Source organism: Frankia sp. CgKIO3 (genome assembly GCF_977946435.1).
Genome location: NZ_CDWTMO010000083.1, coordinates 1 through 18,184 on the forward strand (window position 1 = coordinate 1; position 18,184 = coordinate 18,184).

The 18,184-nt window shown below is 70.2% G+C and carries 15 protein-coding genes and 2 pseudogenes; 5 read left to right on the forward strand and 12 right to left on the reverse strand.

Annotation, left to right across the window (positions count from 1 at the left end; all coding sequences use genetic code 11):
- Positions 1 to 184 precede the first annotated feature (184 nt).
- Both vapB and AC08OJ_RS11245 read left to right on the forward strand, forming a co-directional pair.
- Positions 185 to 418, forward strand: coding sequence for a type II toxin-antitoxin system VapB family antitoxin (gene vapB, locus AC08OJ_RS11240; RefSeq protein WP_476595695.1), 234 nt, complete (start codon positions 185 to 187; stop codon positions 416 to 418).
- Positions 419 to 598: 180 nt separating this feature from the next.
- Complete coding sequence (locus AC08OJ_RS11245) at positions 599 to 814, forward strand: PIN domain-containing protein (RefSeq protein WP_476595696.1); 216 nt, start codon at positions 599 to 601, stop codon at positions 812 to 814.
- A gap of 256 nt (positions 815 to 1,070) precedes the next feature.
- Here AC08OJ_RS11245 and AC08OJ_RS11250 read toward each other — a convergent pair whose 3' ends face one another.
- Complete coding sequence (locus tag AC08OJ_RS11250; RefSeq protein ID WP_476594123.1) at positions 1,071 to 1,307, reverse strand: acyl carrier protein; 237 nt, start codon at positions 1,305 to 1,307, stop codon at positions 1,071 to 1,073.
- A 437-nt stretch (positions 1,308 to 1,744) separates the two neighbouring features.
- Here AC08OJ_RS11250 and AC08OJ_RS11255 point away from each other — a divergent pair, with 437 nt between their 5' ends.
- Together AC08OJ_RS11255 and AC08OJ_RS11260 are read left to right on the forward strand one after the other, a co-directional pair.
- The gene (locus AC08OJ_RS11255; protein ID WP_476594124.1) at positions 1,745 to 2,578 is read left to right on the forward strand and encodes an SDR family oxidoreductase; all 834 of its coding nucleotides are present in this window, start codon (positions 1,745 to 1,747) and stop codon (positions 2,576 to 2,578) included.
- Between the two features lie 166 nt (positions 2,579 to 2,744).
- The gene (locus AC08OJ_RS11260; protein ID WP_476595697.1) at positions 2,745 to 4,010 is read left to right on the forward strand and encodes an acyltransferase family protein; all 1,266 of its coding nucleotides are present in this window, start codon (positions 2,745 to 2,747) and stop codon (positions 4,008 to 4,010) included.
- A gap of 560 nt (positions 4,011 to 4,570) precedes the next feature.
- Here AC08OJ_RS11260 and AC08OJ_RS11265 read toward each other — a convergent pair.
- From AC08OJ_RS11265 to AC08OJ_RS11280, 4 genes and pseudogenes are all read right to left on the reverse strand, one after another.
- Positions 4,571 to 4,819: a hypothetical protein gene (locus tag AC08OJ_RS11265; protein WP_476594126.1), complete on the reverse strand. Its 249-nt coding sequence runs from the start codon at positions 4,817 to 4,819 to the stop codon at positions 4,571 to 4,573.
- Positions 4,820 to 5,040: 221 nt separating this feature from the next.
- A complete protein-coding gene (locus tag AC08OJ_RS11270; protein WP_476595698.1) occupies positions 5,041 to 6,072 on the reverse strand; it encodes a helix-turn-helix domain-containing protein in 1,032 nt (343 codons plus the stop codon).
- Positions 6,073 to 6,345: 273 nt separating this feature from the next.
- The gene (locus tag AC08OJ_RS11275) at positions 6,346 to 7,440 is read right to left on the reverse strand and encodes a class I adenylate-forming enzyme family protein (RefSeq protein WP_476595699.1); all 1,095 of its coding nucleotides are present in this window, start codon (positions 7,438 to 7,440) and stop codon (positions 6,346 to 6,348) included.
- Between the two features lie 212 nt (positions 7,441 to 7,652).
- Positions 7,653 to 8,057: pseudogene (locus AC08OJ_RS11280) on the reverse strand (AMP-binding protein); the annotation flags it as partial.
- 415 nt (positions 8,058 to 8,472) lie between these two features.
- Between AC08OJ_RS11280 and AC08OJ_RS11285 the strand changes: the two are divergent.
- Positions 8,473 to 9,675 (forward strand): annotated as a pseudogene (locus tag AC08OJ_RS11285) (D-arabinono-1,4-lactone oxidase); the annotation flags it as partial.
- A gap of 49 nt (positions 9,676 to 9,724) precedes the next feature.
- On the opposite strand, the gene AC08OJ_RS11290 reads toward AC08OJ_RS11285, so the two are convergent.
- From AC08OJ_RS11290 to AC08OJ_RS11320, 7 genes are all read right to left on the reverse strand, one after another.
- A complete protein-coding gene (locus tag AC08OJ_RS11290; protein WP_462187302.1) occupies positions 9,725 to 10,453 on the reverse strand; it encodes an ABC transporter ATP-binding protein in 729 nt (242 codons plus the stop codon).
- Positions 10,453 to 11,430 (reverse strand): ABC transporter ATP-binding protein, encoded by a 978-nt coding sequence (locus AC08OJ_RS11295; RefSeq protein ID WP_476595700.1) that lies wholly within the window; start codon positions 11,428 to 11,430, stop codon positions 10,453 to 10,455. Before AC08OJ_RS11295 ends, AC08OJ_RS11290 begins: the two co-directional genes overlap by 1 nt.
- Positions 11,427 to 12,839: a branched-chain amino acid ABC transporter permease gene (locus AC08OJ_RS11300; RefSeq protein ID WP_476595701.1), complete on the reverse strand. Its 1,413-nt coding sequence runs from the start codon at positions 12,837 to 12,839 to the stop codon at positions 11,427 to 11,429. The genes AC08OJ_RS11295 and AC08OJ_RS11300 overlap by 4 nt, the downstream gene beginning before the upstream one ends.
- Positions 12,836 to 13,768 (reverse strand): branched-chain amino acid ABC transporter permease, encoded by a 933-nt coding sequence (locus AC08OJ_RS11305; protein ID WP_476593665.1) that lies wholly within the window; start codon positions 13,766 to 13,768, stop codon positions 12,836 to 12,838. Before AC08OJ_RS11305 ends, AC08OJ_RS11300 begins: the two co-directional genes overlap by 4 nt.
- A 72-nt stretch (positions 13,769 to 13,840) precedes the next feature.
- Positions 13,841 to 15,010: a branched-chain amino acid ABC transporter substrate-binding protein gene (locus AC08OJ_RS11310; RefSeq protein WP_476593664.1), complete on the reverse strand. Its 1,170-nt coding sequence runs from the start codon at positions 15,008 to 15,010 to the stop codon at positions 13,841 to 13,843.
- Positions 15,011 to 15,259: 249 nt separating this feature from the next.
- Entirely contained in the window at positions 15,260 to 16,651 is a 1,392-nt protein-coding gene (locus AC08OJ_RS11315) for a CoA transferase (RefSeq protein ID WP_476595702.1), read from the reverse strand.
- 413 nt (positions 16,652 to 17,064) lie between these two features.
- Entirely contained in the window at positions 17,065 to 18,096 is a 1,032-nt protein-coding gene (locus AC08OJ_RS11320; RefSeq protein WP_476593662.1) for an asparaginase, read from the reverse strand.
- Positions 18,097 to 18,184 lie beyond the last annotated feature (88 nt).

The following is an 18,184-nucleotide window of genomic DNA, read 5'->3' on the forward strand; positions in this document are numbered from 1 at the left end:
AGATCAAATGATCAACTTATTTAATGACGATCCCTTACGCACGACCCGCAGACGCCCCCACATATCAGGACACTTTTGGGTACGTGCGAGGTGAGTTGCGAGGTGAATGGGGTAGGTGCCTGCACAGAAGCAATCATGATATCATGACTGAGGAGTCTGATATCGAACCTGCGAGGTGGCGCCGGTGGCCGACATCCTCGTACGTGACGTACCCGATGCGGTTCTCGCCGAGCTCGACGCTGCCGCCGCCCGAGCCGGAATCTCGCGTGTCGAGTATCTGCGCCGCATGCTTGCCGCCGAAGCCGAGCGGGCATCGCGCGACACACGTCCCCCTCTTGGGCGGGAGAACTGGGCGCAGCTCCACGACCTGATCTCGGACCTCGCCGACGAAGACGTGATGCGCGGTGCCTGGTCGTGACCGACAGCTGGCTCATCGACAAGTCGGCACTGGTCCGCATACCAACCCATCCCGACGAACCCGTCTGGTCACAGCGAGTCGATCAAGGTCTGGTACACATCTGCGCGGTCACGCTGCTCGAAGTGGGCTACTCGGCCCGCAACGGCCCTGAGCACGCCCGGCTCCCTGCCGCTTGCACGCATGGTCATCCAGTGGGACATACCGGCAGCCGTGGCCCGGCGCGCCTACGAGGTCCAAGGCCTGCTGGCCGCAGCCGGCCATCATCGGGCCCCGGGCATCCCCGATCTGCTGATCGCAGCGACAGCGGAAACCGCCGGGCTCACGCTCCTGCACCGCGACAAGGACTTCGAACTGATCGCAGACCTGACCAGGCAACCGTTGTGCCGATTGTCCTGATCCTCCAGACCCCACGCCGATGACACCCCACGAGTTGGACGACGGATGGCTCGTGTTCAACCGGCCGCGCGTCCGCGTCCGCGGCATCCGGGGCATCATAATTCATCGAGGCGGCCGGAGCCTGCGCCGCGGGCGAAGGCGCGGTTGACGGTTCCACTTCGGGCCGCCAGGCGGTCATCGACTTTGGCTGCTCGGCGTCGGATGTCCCCGCCCCGCTCCGGCGTCACCGGGGTCCCCGAGTTCGCTGCTGTCGGTCTCAGTGGACACCGCTGAGCTCCTCGATGTGCTCGCGCAGGTCACCGACGGTGGCGAAACTCGCGAGCCGTTCGTCGGCGATCTGGATCGAGAACTCGCGTTCGACAGCATAGATGAGGTTGATGTGCGCGAGCGAGTCCCATCCGGGTATGTCGGCGGCGGTCGTGGCGTCGGTGATGACGAGGCCGTCGTCACCGAAGATCTCCCGGAAGATCTGCTGCAGCCGCTCCTGCGTCATTACCTGGGCACCGCGGTCAGCTCGGCGATCAGTGCGTGCTCCCGCAGAGCCGCGGCGCCTTCGCCAGCGCCGGCATCCCCTCTGTTGATCATTTCTGCGGCCCCTCCCGATGTGATTCGTCATGGCACCCCGCATGGCACCCCGCGTCCACCAGGTCTAACTCTACCGTTACGTAAGAGTTGGTTCGTCGGGGATGGCGTCCCGGCGGGGATTGGAGAGCTGACGCGCCCCTGGGTGCCAACGCATACTCGACCATTACGTAATGGTACTGTCGCAGCTGTGCGGAATGTGGCTGCTTCGCCGCGGATGACCGCGATCGACTCGCATCGACGCGTGTTCGCGCTGACGGACGGGGCCCGTCCAGGGATCCCGGCGGCCACCTGTTCGCGTTCGTCCGGGTTAGCGACCTGCGCCACTCTGCCGAGGAGCGTCCAGCAGTGACGGCAAAGCAGAACCTGGCTATCGCCTGTGCCGACCATCTGCCAGGCGGAAGTCCATGTGCCCACCTGCCCCAGCTCGCCGGCCGCGGCGCGCTGGTCACCGGTGCCTCCAGCGGGATCGGACGCGCCATCGCCCTTCGGTTGGCGCGGGCCGGCGCACTTGTCATCGCGACCGGTCGCGATCAGGAGGTGCTGGCGAGGATGGTCAAGGAAGCCGACGAGGTCGGTCTGACCATCCACCACCAGGCTGCGGACATCACCGATCCCGCGGACCGCGGCTGTCTGGTCGACATGGTCCGTGATCAGCCCACGGACCTGAAGATCCTGGTGCACTCGGCAGGGGCCTACCACCGCGGCGCGATCACCGACGCCCCGCTGGCCGACCTCGACGAACAGCTGGACGTCAATGTGCGCGCGCCCTATGTGCTCACCCAGATGCTGATCCCGAACCTCATCCGGACCGGTGGCGACGTAGTGTTCATCAACTCCACCCAGGGCCTGTCCGCCGGCGCCGGCGTCGGCCAGTACGCCGCGGCCAAGCACGCCCTGCGGGCGATCGCCGACAGCCTGCGGGCGGAGGTCTCGGCTGCCGGGGTGCGGGTGTGCACGGTCTTCCCGGGCCGCACCGCGACCCCCATGCAGCAAAAAATCTTCCAGGCCGAGGGGCGGGCGTGGAATGCCGACCTGCTCATCGCGCCCGACGACATCGCCGACGCCGTGACCGGGGCAGTGGCACTTCCCGACCGCGCGAGTATCACCGAGATCGTGATACGCCCCACCCATGGACCCGGACCAAGGGACTCGTTCGTAGCTCGTCCGCAGACGAGCTAGACCTCACAACGCTGTGCGGCGACTGCCGGCCAGGTCCCAGGTCCGGCCGATAGCCGGCTGCCAACGCCACGATGTTTACCCGATCGGGGCTCGATAGACAATTCAATACCTACGTTAGTGTTTGTTTCTCCGAGGTGTCGCCGCGGCCTTGCCTGGGACGGCACGCATGGCTGACGATCAAGGGGGCGCGTTGACCCGGAGGACCTCGCCGGAATCTGCCCAGCAGGAGATCTTCCGTCCCTCGCGGCAGCTCCCACCGTCTCAGGCCGGGCTGGAGCTGCCCACGTTGACCGGCCTGCGGGGAGTCGCCGCCACTCTGGTGTTCCTCCGCCACATCCACGCAGACGTCCAAGGGACTCTGCCTGTGGTCGCGGTGCTAGGCAACATCGGATACGTGGGCGTCACGTTCTTCTTCGTGCTGTCGGGGTTCGTCCTCACCTGGGCGGCCAGGCCGATCGCCGTGGGGCAATTCTATTGGCGCCGGTTCGCCCGGGTCTATCCTCTGTACTTCGCCGCCATCTGGATCTGGCTCGCGATCGCGTGGTCGCCGGAGACGCTCGGGGACTTCGGCTCGAAGCCCCTCTCCATCCTGCCGAGTCTGCTCCTCGTCCAGGCCTGGGTCCCGACCCAGTCGATCTATTTCGGCTGGGGTGGTGCCGTGCTGTGGTCGTTGTCCTGCGAGGCGTTCTTCTACCTGGTCTTCCCATACGTGTACCGCAGGTTCGCGACCCGCACCAACCCCGAACGCATCCGCACCACGCTCCTGTTCGTTCTCCCTGCCGCGGCCGTGTCATGTGTGGCGAGCGCCGCGGGCTCTCGATTCGATCTTGCCGCGTACGCGAACCCGGCGGTGCGGCTCGGCGAGTTCGTCCTTGGCGTGGCCCTTGGGTTGCTGGCTCGTGAGGGTGCCCGCGCAACGCCGTGGCAACGTCGGATGCTTACTACCTTCTCCTGCGCCTGGTTGGTTGTCTCGATACTCCTGGGCTACCGCTACGGCCATCTACAGGGATTCATCGACACGCTCACACTGCCGGCGTTTGCCATCATCATCTTCCTGGCCGGCACCCGTGAGGCGGACGGCCGCCGGATTCCGGTGTTCAGCTCCCGCCCACTCGTCTATTTCGGCGAGATCTCCTACGCCTTCTATCTTGTTCACCCCGCCGCACTCACGATCAGCGGGGAACTCGGCTGGGTCGACGCCACCACCGCGGCCGGGACGGCGCTCGCCATCCTCGCCGACTTCGCCCTGTCCTTCGCCCTCGCCGCGGTCCTGCATCACACGGTGGAAGGCCCGGCCCGCCGATGGCTGATGGGGGTACTCCGGTCACGATCGTCCCCCCGTCATGCCTACCGGAGCCTGCTGCCCGATGTGCCACCGCGGATCCCACAGGAGTCTGCGAGCGCGATGCCAGCGGCCCGGGACCTGGCGTGACTGCGGTCATGGCCATGGACAACCCGGCGGGGCCGGAGCTCAGAAGTCGGTTTGATTGGTGATGTGATCAGCTGGCAACGAAGCCGTGGCTGGGTCCCGGTCTCACCCGGTGGGGGCGGAAGTGGTGCCAGTGGGTGTTTCCTGACCGCGATCGGTCAGGATTGTGTCGCGTCTGTGGATGCGGAAAGAGGAGGGAAATCCGTCGCGGCGGGCGAGCGCGGCTGTTAGTGCGGATGTGGCCAGCAGGGAGCCGCCGGCCATGCCGATGTTGCGACGTCGCGCCGCCAAGTGGACTTGGGCGTGGGCGGGGCCGATTTCGTACCGGTGGTAGTGGCAGCCAGGGCAGACGTGGAAAATGGAGGTGCGGCGACGTAGACAGTGATCATGGGCTGCGGATCCTGGTGACGCTCTCCTCGACGAGGCCGACGGCGGGCCAGCCGATCGACGCCGGTGACTGACCGGGGCTCGTCGGCCGCTACGGCGAGTTGGTAGCCCCGATCGTGGTGCGAGCGGCCTGTTGTGACGCGGGCGTGCCCGCCTGGTCGCCGACTCGGGCCGCGTCAGGTGCGTCCGCAGGCATCGAGAAGAAGCTCGGCGACGGGCGTCCTCACCTCCACGCGGTCGCCGACCGACCGGATCACCTCGATGGCGGTCTCGGTGGCGGTGTCGTTCGCCCAGGCGTGCGCGGACGCGTGGAGGCGGTCGCCGGGATCGTCGCTCGGCTGGTCGAGCTCTACCTGCCGCACCTCCAGCGCGTCCACCTTGACCTGGCCATACGGAGTTGGCAGCAGGACGCCTGCGGGCTCCACGGCCCTCGCGCCCGCCGCTGCGCGGAGCACCTCCAGGTGCGGCGTGGTCCCGTGCAGTCGGTCGACAACGTCCAGATCGACCGTCGCCCGGTGGGCGTTGGAGATCCGGGCACAGCACCGCCAGCCCGCCGACCACGACAGGCGGCTGGCCGGTGAGTGTCCGCACTTCCTCGACGGCCTGGACGACCGCGGCCATCGCGTCGCCCAGGAAGGTCACCCGGCTACCAGACACGGGCCCACCCCGGGTCTGGTAGCCAGGCGTCGAGGATCTCGCGCCCACGCCCCACGTCCTGAGCCAGATCGAGCGCGACGAACAGCGGATGCGCAAGCGGCCACCGCCACCGCTCGGGCAGGAGATCGACGCGACGGGCGCAGACGGCCGCCACCGGTGCGACCCGCACCGCGGCACGCGCCTGGGCCGGCGCCGGAGCGGCGCCGAGAAGCGTAGCCGCGCGCCGGAGCACCGCCTGATCGGGAACGAAGAAGTCAGGCACCTGGTCGGCGCGGACAGCGACCGGGGCACCGTACGCCGCGGCGGCGGTCGGGTCCGTCAACGCCCACCCGATCTCGTTTTCCACGTCACGCAGGCCGAGACGCAGCGATCTGGTGACGCCGCTGGTGTCACCCGGATCGGGGAGTCTGGCGAGATAGGCGCGCGGCGTTGGCCAGCGCTCGACCACCTGCCAGAACAGCCGCGAGTCCGTGACGACGTTCGCGGCGTCGACAAGACCGTCGTGCCGCAGCGCCGCCAGCAGCTCCGACACCGTGCTGGCGGAGCGGCCGAGCCGGCGCGCCAGCTCCCGGATGGCGGTGCCCGCTTGCGGCTCCATGAGCAAAGCGGTCGCGACCTCGAGCCCGGCCGTGCCGCTCAAGGCCCGTGTCCGCGCACCGCGTCCGGTGACCGGGCTGACCTCGGCGTCGATCACAAGGTTGCTCGAACGAAGCGCGATCCGGCCGCGCAGGTCGTAGTAGCCGGCCCGATGCTCGGTCAGCAGCTTCCGGGCCGCCCCGGTCACCCGGTCCGCGACGACCAGGAGAAGGAAGCCGCCCGATCCACCGGGTGGACGGCTGGCCGCGAGCAGCTGCGCGGCGACGCCCTCGGACACCAGTGACCGGCGCTTGAGCTCGATGGGAACCGCGACACCATCCGGGTCGAGCACGAGATCGACCCCGCGATCGGGCCCGGAGGCGGGCGGTCGGGCCTCGACTCCGAGCTGGCAGAAGGCGTCGACCACGAGGGCCTCGGTGTCCACGCGGACCAGCGTTCACACTGTTCGGTGTTCGGTCAATACCGAACACCGAACAAGGGCGCGGCGAGCAACAGCCCGCGAGATCGGGCGGGACAAGGACCGCGGACAAGGTGAGAGGGGTCGAACCGGGTCGGGTCGAGCGAAGCTCGACATCGGGGGTTCGGGGGGTTGCCCCCGGCAGACATCGCGGCAAACGCCGAAGCTGACGGAAGGTCAGCGATCATGGCAAGCCAGCCCGCAGCGTAGCCGGGGCTCGAACCCATCCGCTCCGTCGGGTCAGGTCGGCGCCATCAGCGGCCCCGGGGCCGGCAGCGACCTCGGCGCCGCCAGCGACCGCAGCATCCGTCGGTCGGTCTTCAGGCTGCTGGTGAGCGGCAGTGCCTCGACGATGTGCACCTCACGCGGGTACCGGATGGGACCCAGCCGGGCGCGGCCCCAGCGCACCAGCTCCTCCGGGGAGACGGTGCCACCCGGGACGAGTTCCACGAACGCGACCACCTCCTCCCCGCGCTGGGAGTCCGGTCGGCCCACGACGCCGCACGAGGCGACCTCGGGATGGGCGAGCAGGCCGTCCTCGACGTCGCGCGGATAGACGTTGACGCCACCCCGGATGATCAGATCCTTGATCCGGTCAACCACGTACAGGTAGCCGTCGGGGTCCAGCCGGCCGATGCCCCCGGTGTGCAGCCAACCGCCCCGCAACGCCCCCGCGGTGGCCTCCGGGGCCTGCCAATACCCCGTCATCACCATCGGGCCCCGCACGCAGATCTCCCCGTCCTGGCCCCGACCGGCCTCGCAGCCGTCGGGGAGCTCAATACGCACCTCGACCCCGGGGCCGGGCACGCCCACGCTGCCGAGTCGTGTTCCGCCCACCGGCGAGGTGGTGATGATCGCGGATGACTCGGTACAGCCGTATCCCTCCACCAGCTCGGCGCTGGGCAGCCGCCGGCGCCATTCGAGGGCGGTCTCCCGGGGCAGCGGCGCGCCACCGCTCGTCACCCGCCACAGGGTCGACAGATCGTAGTCGTGCAGGGGCTGCGCGAGCAGCTGCGCCACCATGGACGGCACCAACGCACTGATGTTCACCTGGTGCTCGACCACGAGGTCGAGCCAGCTCCGCGGCTCGAACCAGCGCATGAGAACCATCGGTCCGGGGTTCACCATGTGCAGGGTCATGACGCTGATCGTCAGCCCGTAGACGTGGGACAGCGGCAGCGGCAGCAGGCCGGCCAACTTCTCGTCCGGGGTGGCCGACATCGCTGCCCAGCCACCCGCGGACAGCCCGTCGTGCGAGAGGACCACCCCCTTCGCCCGCCCGGTCGTGCCGCCGGTGTAGAGCAGCGCGGCCATGTCGGAAGGATCCACCTCCACAACCGGACTCTCCTCGCCGGCCTCGAGATCGGCGAAGCGCAGTACCGGGGTGGTGAGCCCGACCCGGAGTGTGCCGGCCTGGAGCAGACCCGGAGTGTGCCGGCCTGGAGCATGGATCGTGGCGGGGACGGGGACGGGGACTGCGGCGGAGGCGGGGACTGCGGCGAGGGCGGGGAGACGCCGGGCCGGTCCCCGTCCGCCAGTATCAGGGCGCGCACCGCCGAGCCGCCGTCGCCGACCGCCGCGCGGACCCGGTCCAGGAACTCGGGTGTGGTGACCACGAACCGGGCTCCGCTGTCGACGAGGACGTGGCGCAGCTCGTGCTCGGTCAGCAGGAACAGCACCGGGGTCACGACCCCACCGGCCCGCCACACCGCCTGGTAGGTGACACCCACCTCGGGACAGTTGGCCATGCACACGGCCACCCGGTCGCCCCGGCGCAGACCCGCCGCCCGCAGGCCGCCCGACAACCGGCGGGCCCGCGCCAGCAACTCCCCCGACGTCTGGTCGCGTCCCTCGAAGCGAAGCTCCGCCGTGCCGCCGGTCCGTTCCTGCGCCAGGTCGGCGAGCCGACCGAGGCTGATCCCGGCCGGACGAGATCCGGTTGCGGTCACCATACGATCCGCCTTCCGTAGCCGTGTCTTCCTGTGTGCCCCTGCCTGCGCCCCTGTGCCTGTGCGCCCCGTGCCTGTGCGCCCCCGTGCCTGTGCGCCCCCGTGCCTGTGCGCCCCCGTGCCCTCGTGATGGTGCACCGCGACACGCTCGTAGACCAGCAGGTACCGGCAGGACGTCACCCCGCAGCGTCACGACGGACGCCCGAACCACCGTCGGATGCCATGCTCGGCATACCTGCGGGAGACGGGACCGGTCCATCCCGCCCGGACGGAGGTCGGACGACGCATCGCCCTGTGAACGGCCATCACCCGCCCCCCGCGTGGTGAAGCCGGGAAGGCCCGGTTCACGATGGTGGCCGGTCCCGACTCCGGACCGGCCCCGGACCGCGGCCATCGGTCCCGGCAGACGGAGGTGCCCATGGGCTCGCCCATTGGTAAGTCCTCGGCTTGGCGCAACTGGGCGGGCAATGAGACCGTCCGGTCGGTGCGCCTCGCCCGCCTCCGCGACGCGGAGGAGATCTCCGCCCTGGTCGGTACCGCCGTCCGGGACGGTCATCAGATCCGAGCGATCGGATCGTCCCATTCCATGAGCGCCATCGGCCGCCCGGACCCGGGCTCCGTCCAGGTCTGCCTGGACAGGTGCGCCGACCTCGTTGCCCTGGACGGCGGCAGCGGCCTGGTGACGGTGCGCGGTGGGATGACCATGCGCCGGCTGAACCGGCTGCTCGCGGAGGCCGGGCTCGCCCTGACCAACCAGGGCGACGTCGACGAGGTGACCATCGTGGGTGCCATCTCAACCGGCACCCACGGCACCGGGGCCCGCTTCGGCGGCCTGTGCACCCAGGTCCGGGCGCTCGAGGTGGTGCTCGGCGACGGCAGCGTGGTCACCTGTTCACGCGGCGAACGTCCCGAGTTGTTCGCCGCCGCCCGGCTGGGCCTGGGTGCCGTCGGCGTCGTCACGTCGGTCACCCTGCAGGCGGCGCCGCTGTTCGCCCTGCAGGTCCAGGAGGGCCCGATGCGCCTGGACAAGGTCCTCGACTCCTACGACGAGCTCGTCGACCAGACCGACTACCTTCGCTTCTCGTGGTTTCCGCACACCACGACGGCCCTGGTCAGACGCGGTCAGCGGCGTCCGCTCGACGACGGCCTGGCGCCGCTGCCCCGGCTGCGCTGCTGGGTCGACGACGAACTGGTGTCGAACACCCTCTTTGGCGCGCTGATGACGACGGGCCGGCGGATGCCCGCGGCGGTGCGGCCCATCGCGCACGTCAGCGCGCGGGCGTCGGGCAGCCGCACGTTCCGCGACCTGTCCTACCGGGTGTTCACCTCCCACCGCCGGGTCCGGTTCAAGGAGATGGAGTACGCCCTCCCCCGTGCCGATCTCGCCGCGACGCTGCGTGAGCTGGTCTACGCCATGGGGAGCGCGGACGTGCGCGCCGTCTTCCCGGTGGAGGTCCGATGCGCCGCCGCGGACGAGATCCCGATGTCGACGGCGTACGGCCGCGACACCGCCTACATCGCCGTGCACATGGATCACCGCGGTGCGCACGGCGACTACTTCGACCTCGCCGAGAAAATCATGTTGTCGGTCGGCGGCCGGCCGCACTGGGGCAAACTGCATTCGCTTTCTCGCCGATGTGGCGACGGGCGGAGCCGCGGTCGCGGGAGGTTCAGCCCGCGGTGGTCCGGCCGCCGACGTCCTCGCCGAGGTAGGCCTGCCGGACCCGGTCGTCGGCCAGCAGGCTCGCGGCGGTGCCCGCCAGCACGACCTCGCCGGTCTCCAGCACGTAGCCACGGCCCGCGATCCGCAGCGCCGAGGCCGCGTTCTGCTCGACCAGCAGCACCGCGACCCCCTCCCGGTTGATCTCCGCGATCACCTCGAAGATGGTCTGAACGATCATCGGGGCCAACCCCATCGACGGCTCGTCGAGGAGCATCAGCCGGGGACGGCTCATCAGCGCGCGTCCGATCGCGAGCATCTGCTGCTCGCCACCGGACAACGTGCCTCCCGGCTGCGCGACCCGCTCGGCCAGCCGGGGGAAGAGCGCGAACACCCGGTCGAGGTCGGTCCGCACGTGCCGGCGATCGTGGTAGGCGCCCATCAGGAGGTTCTCGCGGACACTCATGCTCGGGAAGATCCTCCGGCCCTCGGGCACGTGGCTCACCCCCCGGCCGACGAGTTCGTGCGCCGGAATCGACGACAACGGGCGACCGTCCAGCCACGCCTGTCCCGCCCGGGGCCGCAGCAGTCCGGAGATCGTCCGCAGCGTGGTCGTCTTGCCGGCGCCGTTGGCCCCGAGCAGGGTGACGATCTCGCCCTCAGCCACCTCCAGGCTGACGCCGCGCAGGGCGGTGACGGCGCCGTAGGCGACCTCGACACCGGCCAGAGTCAGCAGCATCAGCGCAGTTCCTTCCACCCGGCAGGGCCGGCCGGGCTGGGATCCGCCGTATCGGGATCCGCCGCGTCGGCGTCGGCTAGGCCCAGGTACGCCTCGATGACCGCCGGGTCCCGCTGGACCTCCGCCGGCGTGCCGGACGCGATGATCCGGCCGAAGTTGAGCACCACCACCGAGGTCGCCACCGACATGACCAGTCGCATGTCATGCTCGATGAGCAGGACCGACACCCCGGTGCCCGCGATCCGGATGATCATCTCCGCCAGGTCGCGCTTCTCCGCCGGGTTCGTGCCGGCCGCGGGCTCGTCGAGCAGCAGCAGACGCGGCTCGGTACCGAGCGCCCGGGCGATCTCCAGCCGGCGTTGCTCGCCGTAGGGCAGTGACGCGGCGAGCTCGTGCGCCCGGTGCGGCAGGCCCACGAGCTCGAGCAGCTCCAGCGCGTGCCGCACGCCGTCACGCTCGGCCCGCCGGGCGCCCGGCAGCCCCAGCACCGCGGCCAGCGGCCCGTACCGCTGCCGCACCTCGGTCCCGATCTGGACGTTCTCCAGCGCCGACAGAGCGGGGAAGAGCCGGATGTTCTGGAAGGTCCGGGCGACGCCGAGCCGGGTGATGGCGTGCGGGCGGCGCCCCACCAACTCGGCCGGCCAGCCGGGCCGGGGCCAGAAGGTGACCGATCCCTGCTGCGGGCGGTATGCCCCGGTGAGGCAGTTGAACAGCGAGGTCTTGCCGGCCCCGTTCGGTCCGATCACCGCCAGGATCTCGCCTCGGCGCTGGCGCAGTGAGACGCCGTCGAGGCTGGTCACACCCCCGAACCGCAGCGCCAGGCCGCGGGCCTCCACCACCAGGTCCTCCGGGCCTCCGCCGCGCCCGGCGTCCCCGCGGCCCTGGCTGTCCCCGCGGCCCTGGCTGTCCCCGCGCTGCCGGCCCCGGGAGCGCCGGTGTCCCGGCGGCGAGACGCGGTGCGCTCCGCCCCTGGTCACGGCTTGCCTCCCGTGGGCGCGGCGCCCAGGGAGTCCGCCGCGCCGATGCCGGCCTCCGCAAGCTGGATCTCCCGACGCCGTCGGCGCGACGGCACGAGTCCCTGCGGACGGAAGATCATCATGATCACGATGACGGCCCCGAAGTAGATGTACCGGTCCGCGGGCGGGACCTTGTCGCGCAGGTAGAAGGCGATGCCCTGGAGGACGACGGCACCGACCACCACCCCGAGCCGGGAACCCATCCCGCCGAAGATGACGACGGCGACGACGAAGAACGACGCCTGCAGGCTGAAGCTCTGCGGGTTGAAGAACTGTTTGGAGGCGAAGAGCACGCCGGCGAAGCCCGACACCGAGGCGCCGATAGCGAAGGCGAGCAGCTTCATCCGCAGGGTCGCGACCCCGGTCGCCTCGGCGGCGATCTCGTCCTCGCGGATCGCCGCCCAGGCCCGGCCGATCCTGGACCGTTCCAGCCGACCGAAGGCGATCATGACTCCGACGATGATGACCAGGAGTAGGTAATAATACGGTAGCGGGTCGATGCCCCACTCGTAGTCGAGGCCGAGCAGGTTGATCGACAGGTGCGGAACGCCGAAGGCCCCCCGGGCACCGTTCGTGATGTTGTCGGCGTTGTTCGCGATCAGATGGATGATCTCACCGAAACCGAGCGTGACGATCGCCAGGTAGTCACCCCGCAGCCGCAGCGTCGGCGCGCCCAGGACGACGCCGGCGAGCGCGGCGAGGACCAGCGCAATCGGGAAGACGAAGAACGGGTTGAGCACGAAAGGCGCGTGCCACGGCATCGCGGTCTGTGAGGTGAAGTAGGCCGTCGTGTAGGCACCGATGGCGAAGAAGGCGATGTAGCCGAGGTCGAGCAGGCCGGCGTAGCCGACCACGACGTTCAGGCCCAGTGCGAGCAGCGCGTAGATGCCGATGTCGTTGACCATCGACTGCTGCGCGGCGGTCGAGACGACCAGCGGGGCAATGATCGCGACCGCCAGGAGCGTCAGGTTCAGCGCGATCGGGCCGCCCCGGGTGGCGTAGGCCGCACTCACCGGCCCCCGGAGGCCGGCCGCCAGCCGGCCCGCCGCGCCCCGCAATTCGACGCCGAGTGCCAGGACGATCCACAACGCGACGGCGAGCCCCAGGTAGGGCAGGATCCGCGCGTCCAGCACCGAATCCTGAAATGCCTTCAGCGGTTTGTCGGAGCCCCCGGCCGGACCGGTCACCACCGCGGCGAGCACACCCACCAGCAGCAGTACCCCGAGCTGGCGCAGCCGGGCCAGGGAGAACAGCACGGCCGGACGCAGCAATGCGCCCGCCGGGCCGCCACCAGGCTCGCCACCCGCCCCGGCGGGCGGGAGCAGTGCCCCGGCGGTCGGCGGGCGGGCGGACGACGTCGCAGCGCTCACGCTGCCCTCCCCAGACGTTCCCCGAGCAGGCCGGACGATCGGATCATCAGGATGCCGACCAGGACCAGGAAAGCGATCACGTCCTTGTAGGACGTCTGGAAGATGTATCCGCCGTAGCTTTCCACCAATCCGAGGAGCAGGCCGCCGAGCATCGCCCCGCGCACGTTACCGATGCCGCCGAGGACCGCGGCGGTGAACGCCTTCACTCCGGGGACGAACCCCATGCTGTACGAGGCGTTGAACGTCATCGCGTACAGGAAGCCGCCGGCTCCGGCCAGCAGGCCGCCGAGCACGAACGTGACGATGATGATGCGTTCGACGTTCACGCCCATGAGAACCGCGGTGTCGGCGTCCTGGGCCACCGCGCGGATGCCCTGCCCGAGCCGGGTCCCCGCGACCAGCCGGTCCAGTCCGACCAGCATCGCGATCGCGACCGCGAAGATGACCAGCGACTGGGTGGAGACGCCCGCTCCGAACAGCGTGAACACCGTTCCGTCGGTGAACAGGTTGGGCAGGGCCACGTTCTGCCGGCCGAACTCCTTGCCGGCGAGGTTCACCGCGAACAGCGAGGCCCCGATGGCGCTGATGAGGTAGGCCAGCCGGGGGGCGGAACGGCGCCGCAGCGGCCGGTACGCCACCCGTTCGAGCGTGAAGGCGGCGAGCCCGCCGCAGATCGCGCCGGCGCCGAGACCCATGGTCACCAGGCCCACCGATTCGAGGCCGCCCGGGACCGAGCCGTCCCCGGGCAGCAGGGCGCGGGCGGCAAACAGCCCGCCGAAGGATCCCAGCATGAAGACCTCGCTGTGCGCGAAGTTAATGAGCTGAAGGACTCCGTAGACGAGAGTGTACCCGAGCGCGATGACCGCGTACAGGGAGCCGACCGTCAGACCGTCGACGGTCAGCTGCCAGAACTGGTCGAGGAAACCCATCCGTGTGCCTCGTTCACCACCAGGCGAAGCGGTGGCCGGACGTCCCACCCCCGGCCACCGCCCGCACCGACATCAGGACTTGACCAGGTCCGCGATGTTGCCGAGAACGGTGATCTGTCCGCCCTTGACCTGGTAGACGAACACGTTGGAGCCCTTGACCTCGCCGTTCGGCTCGAACGCCACGGTCTTCGTGATGCCGGGGAAGTTCACGGAACCGAACGCGCCGGCCACGGACTCCCGGGTGACGTCCTTGCCGAGCTTCTTGAAGACGTCCGCGAGGGCGAGCGTGGCGTCGTAGGCCTCACCGGAATAGGTGCCGGGCTTCGCCCCGTTGTTGACCTTCTTGTAGGACGCGACGAAGGACGCGGCCTTCGGGTCGGTGTTGGCGTCGCCGCAGGGGCAGGTGAGGTAGGCACCCTCGGCCGCGGCGGCCCCGGCCTGCGCGACGTACTGCGGGTCGAGCGAGCCGTCACCACTGATGATCTTTCTGGTGAAGCCCTTGCTCTTCAGCGCCTTCGACAGCAGCGCGAACTCGGGGTAGTAGCCGGAGTAGTAGAGGACCTCGGGCGCGGCAGCAATGATCTTCGTTGCCTCGGACGTGTAGTCCTTGGTCGGGTTGATGCCGTCGTGGGTCACGTTGACGCCCTTGGCCTTGAGCTCGGCCTCCAGCGCACCCGACAGGCCCGTGCCGTACTCGCTCTTGTCGTCCAGCGAGTACACCTTCGTCGCCTTGAGCACCGTGGCGATGTAGTCGGCCGCGGCCTTGCCCTGCACGGTGTCCGGGGCGATGACCCGGTAGAAGGTCTTGAAGCCCAGGGTAGTGAGCGCGGGGTTCGTCGCCGACGGGCTCACCGACAGCAGTCCGGCCTGGGTGTAGGCCGGCTCGCTCGCCTTGGTCGCGCCGGAGAACATCGGGCCGACCACCGCGACGACCTTGGAGTCATCGATCAGCTTCTGGGCGGCCGTCGGGCCCTGATCCGGCGAGCCACCGTCGTCGGACTCGGCGAGCTTGAGCTGGAACGGCGCGCTCGCATCCGCGTTGACCTCGGCGATCGCCGTCCGGACGCCGTAGAGGGCGTTCAGACCGAGCTGCTGGCTGTCGCCCGAGAGAACTCCCTGGAAGCCGATCGTGATGGTCTGCTTCCTGTTCGAGGACGAACCACTGTCACTCCCACAGGCCACCGCGGTCAACGCCACGGTCGCGGCAAGGGCTATCACTCCCAGGAGCGGGCGCCTACCCATGCAATTCCTCCTCCGGTCCCGCCGGACCCGACTCCGATGCCGTGGCCCGGCCCAGTCACCCCGACCCAGTCACCCCGACCCAGTCACCCCGACCCAGTCACCCCGATGCGCCCGGCCCGCGAGCCGGTGCGCCACCGCCTAGAGAATGACGGGCTGACCAGCATCAATTCGCACCGCCCCCCGGATGGGCGGGCCGGCGCACGGTGGACACGCCGACGCGATCCCGCGGAACCCGGCACCTCAGCATGGCTATGCCCAGACCGCCGGGCTGGTGCCCAGCTGTGCCGGCGGGGAGATCCAGCTCGGCGCGACGCCGGCCACAGTGGCGGCCGGGCGGATGTACGACAGGGGTCCGAACTCGCTGTTCATCGTGGCGCAGAACTCCTCGACATCCTCCCGGGTCGGGTCGGAGAGCGCGAGCGTGTCGTGGTGTCCCAGCCCCTGCAGCCAACGACCAGTCCGGGCCAGGGACACACCGACGTGCCAGCTGCCCCCCTCGGTCGCCCGGCGCGCCAGCGCGTCCAGCACCCCGTAGACGGTGAGGTAGCCGGTCGCGTGATCGAGGGCCTGTGCCGGCAGCGGCACGGGGCGGTCGGATCCGGTCACCGCCGCGGCGGCGGTCGCGATGCCGGACGCGGTCTGGACCAGACTGTCGAACCCGCGCAGACCGCTCCAGGGGCCCTGCCGTCCGTACGCGGTGATGGTCGCGCAGACGATGCCCGGCCGGATCCTGGCGACCGTCTCCGGGCCGAAGTCGAGCCGGTCGAGGGCCATCGGCCGGTAGGCCTGGAGCACCACGTCCGCCGAGGCGATCAGCTCGCGCAGCCTGCGGGCGTCCGCGGCCACCCGCAGGCTGAGGAAGGCGTTGCGCTTGCCGAACCCGGTGTCGACGAGCACCGTGTGCACCTCCGGCAGGTGGGCGGCGCCGACCCGCAGGACGTCGGCTCCGTAGGCGGCCAGCGTGCGACCGGCGACGGGACCGGCGATGACCCGGGTCAGGTCGAGCACCCGCAGACCCGCGGCCGGCGTCTCGGCCAGGGGCGCGGCGAGCACCGGGCCGTCGCCGAGCCGGCGCACCTCGACGAGGGGAAGCTCGTCGACCGCCCGGGCCTGCCTGTGCTCGCGCCATTCCCGCTCGCTGCGGGCCATGCTGGCGCACAGACCCATGGCGTGCAGCTCGAGTTCCAGCGGCTCGGCCTCGAAACGGCGGATGACCCGTTCGACGGCGGCGCGCTCGCCCGGCGTCCCAAGAAGATCCAGGATCCCGTTGCGGTGGTGCGGGAAGTTACAGTGCAGCTGGATCCACCGGTCGTCCCCGGTGCGGTAATACCCGGAGATCGCGTCCCACGGGCTCGGCGGTGGCTTGCCGGCCATCCGCAGGTACCGTTCGCTGCGGAAGACCGCGCTCGCGTGACGGGTGTCCACGGTGACCTCCGGCGGGGCCCCGCCGCCGCGGGCCGCGAGCAGGCGGCTGGCCCCGACAGCCGCGGCCGCCACCGACGCGGCCGCCATCATCGTCACCCGGTAGAGGCTGGGAAGGACGTCGGCGGGCCCGGTCACGGTCAGCCGCTCGGCGATGTCCGGATCCTGTACCAGCGACGCGACCTCGGTGACGATCTCCGAGTTCTGCCGTTGCCCCATCCACCCATCCTGTCCCACCCTGGCACGCACGCTGCGCCCCGAGCGCACCGTCGGCCGAACCGGAACAAGGCCGGCATGACCGACAAGACGATCCTGGGAGCCAAGAGCCGCAATGCACAGAAAATCCTACTTTGCGTGCTGTCCCGGCCTCCGAACTCTCGCTCGCCCCCCGGGCCGCCCAAGGCCCATTCTGGTCATGTGTAGGTACTTTCGCCATGACACCGGGCTCGCAGTCGCCCGGTCCGGGTGGTCGGCAATGGCAGGAGACACCCCGTGCGCGTGCAACGCTCGCTGTACGAGGTGCTGGACGTGCCGCCCAGCGCCACCGCCGAGCAGATCCGGCATACCTACCGCGTGGCCGCCCGCCGCACCCATCCCGGCGGCCGGTGGTTCGTCACCGGCCTTCGATCGGGTCAGACCGGTAGCCGCACGCGTAGGGAACCGGCCGGGCGCCCGCCGCCGAGCACCGTGGGCGCCCCGAGCACGGCGAGCTGAGCGAAGTCGAGCTCCAGGTGCCCGGGGGCGTCCGGACCGGGAAGAGCACCCAGGCGGGTCAGCACGGCCAGCGCAACCGGGATGCCGGGCCGCCCGCTCCCATCCGCGATCTTGACCGCGACCACGTGACCCTCGGGCGTCGCCACCACCGTGACACCCTCGGCGCCGTTCTTCGCGACGACGCCGGGTACCGCCCGCATCAGGTCGGTGTCGGACCGGCCGACACCCCCGATCAGCTCGGGATGCGCCCGCATGGCGTTGATGACCCGCCACTCGGGGCTGCCCGGCGCAGCCCGGACCATCGCCCGCAGTCCGCGGGCCAGGCCCGTGAGCGAGAACGCGAACAATGGGGCCCCGCACCCGTCCACGCTGGTCGCGACGATCTCCTCGCCGGCCAGCTCCTCGATCGTGCGCCGGATCACCTGCTGCAACGGATGATCGGGATCGGTGTAGTTCTCGATCGGCCAGCCGGCCGCTACGCAGCAGACGATCATCCCCGCGTGCTTGCCGGAGCAGTTCATCAGCACCGGCTCCGCGCGGCCCCCGGAGCGAAGGTGCGCCTGGGCCGCGGCCGGGCCCAACGGAAGATCGGCGGGACAGCGCAGGGTGTCGATGGAGACGCCCGCCACCGAGAGGATCTCCAGCACCCGCGCGAGATGCACCGGCTCGCCGCTGTGGGAACTCGACACAATGGCAAGCAGGTCACCGGGGATCTCCCGGCTCAGGAAGATGCCGTCCAGCCCGGCACGAAGCATCGCGGCGGCCTGAAGGGGCTTGACCGCCGACCGGGGGAAGATCGGGTGGTCGGGCACGCCGACGATGAGCGCACCGTCCCCGTCCCGACCGAGGCCGATGACGGTGCCGTGATGGCAACTCTCCACGAACGGCGCACCGCTGCGCAGCCCCCGGACAACCTCGGCGACCAGCTGCGGGCCCTCCGGCGGCTGCATACAGCCAGCCTACGTCGGGCCTTCTCCCGCTCACCCGTTCTCGCCACCCGCCGAATCCGACGCTTGCCTCACGACGGCCGCCTATCCC

Excerpts from the sequence above, each read along its gene's own strand:
- AC08OJ_RS11245 (WP_476595696.1), top strand. The coding sequence starts at position 599 with ATGGTCATCCAGTGGGACATACCGGCAGCCGTGGCCCGGCGCGCCTAC.
- AC08OJ_RS11250 (WP_476594123.1), bottom strand. The coding sequence starts at position 1,307 with ATGACGCAGGAGCGGCTGCAGCAGATCTTCCGGGAGATCTTCGGTGAC.
- AC08OJ_RS11260 (WP_476595697.1), top strand. The coding sequence starts at position 2,745 with ATGGCTGACGATCAAGGGGGCGCGTTGACCCGGAGGACCTCGCCGGAA.
- AC08OJ_RS11290 (WP_462187302.1), bottom strand. The coding sequence starts at position 10,453 with ATGCTGCTGACTCTGGCCGGTGTCGAGGTCGCCTACGGCGCCGTCACC.
- AC08OJ_RS11305 (WP_476593665.1), bottom strand. The coding sequence starts at position 13,768 with ATGGGTTTCCTCGACCAGTTCTGGCAGCTGACCGTCGACGGTCTGACG.
- AC08OJ_RS11310 (WP_476593664.1), bottom strand. The coding sequence starts at position 15,010 with ATGGGTAGGCGCCCGCTCCTGGGAGTGATAGCCCTTGCCGCGACCGTG.
- AC08OJ_RS11315 (WP_476595702.1), bottom strand. The coding sequence starts at position 16,651 with ATGGGGCAACGGCAGAACTCGGAGATCGTCACCGAGGTCGCGTCGCTG.
- AC08OJ_RS11320 (WP_476593662.1), bottom strand. The coding sequence starts at position 18,096 with ATGCAGCCGCCGGAGGGCCCGCAGCTGGTCGCCGAGGTTGTCCGGGGG.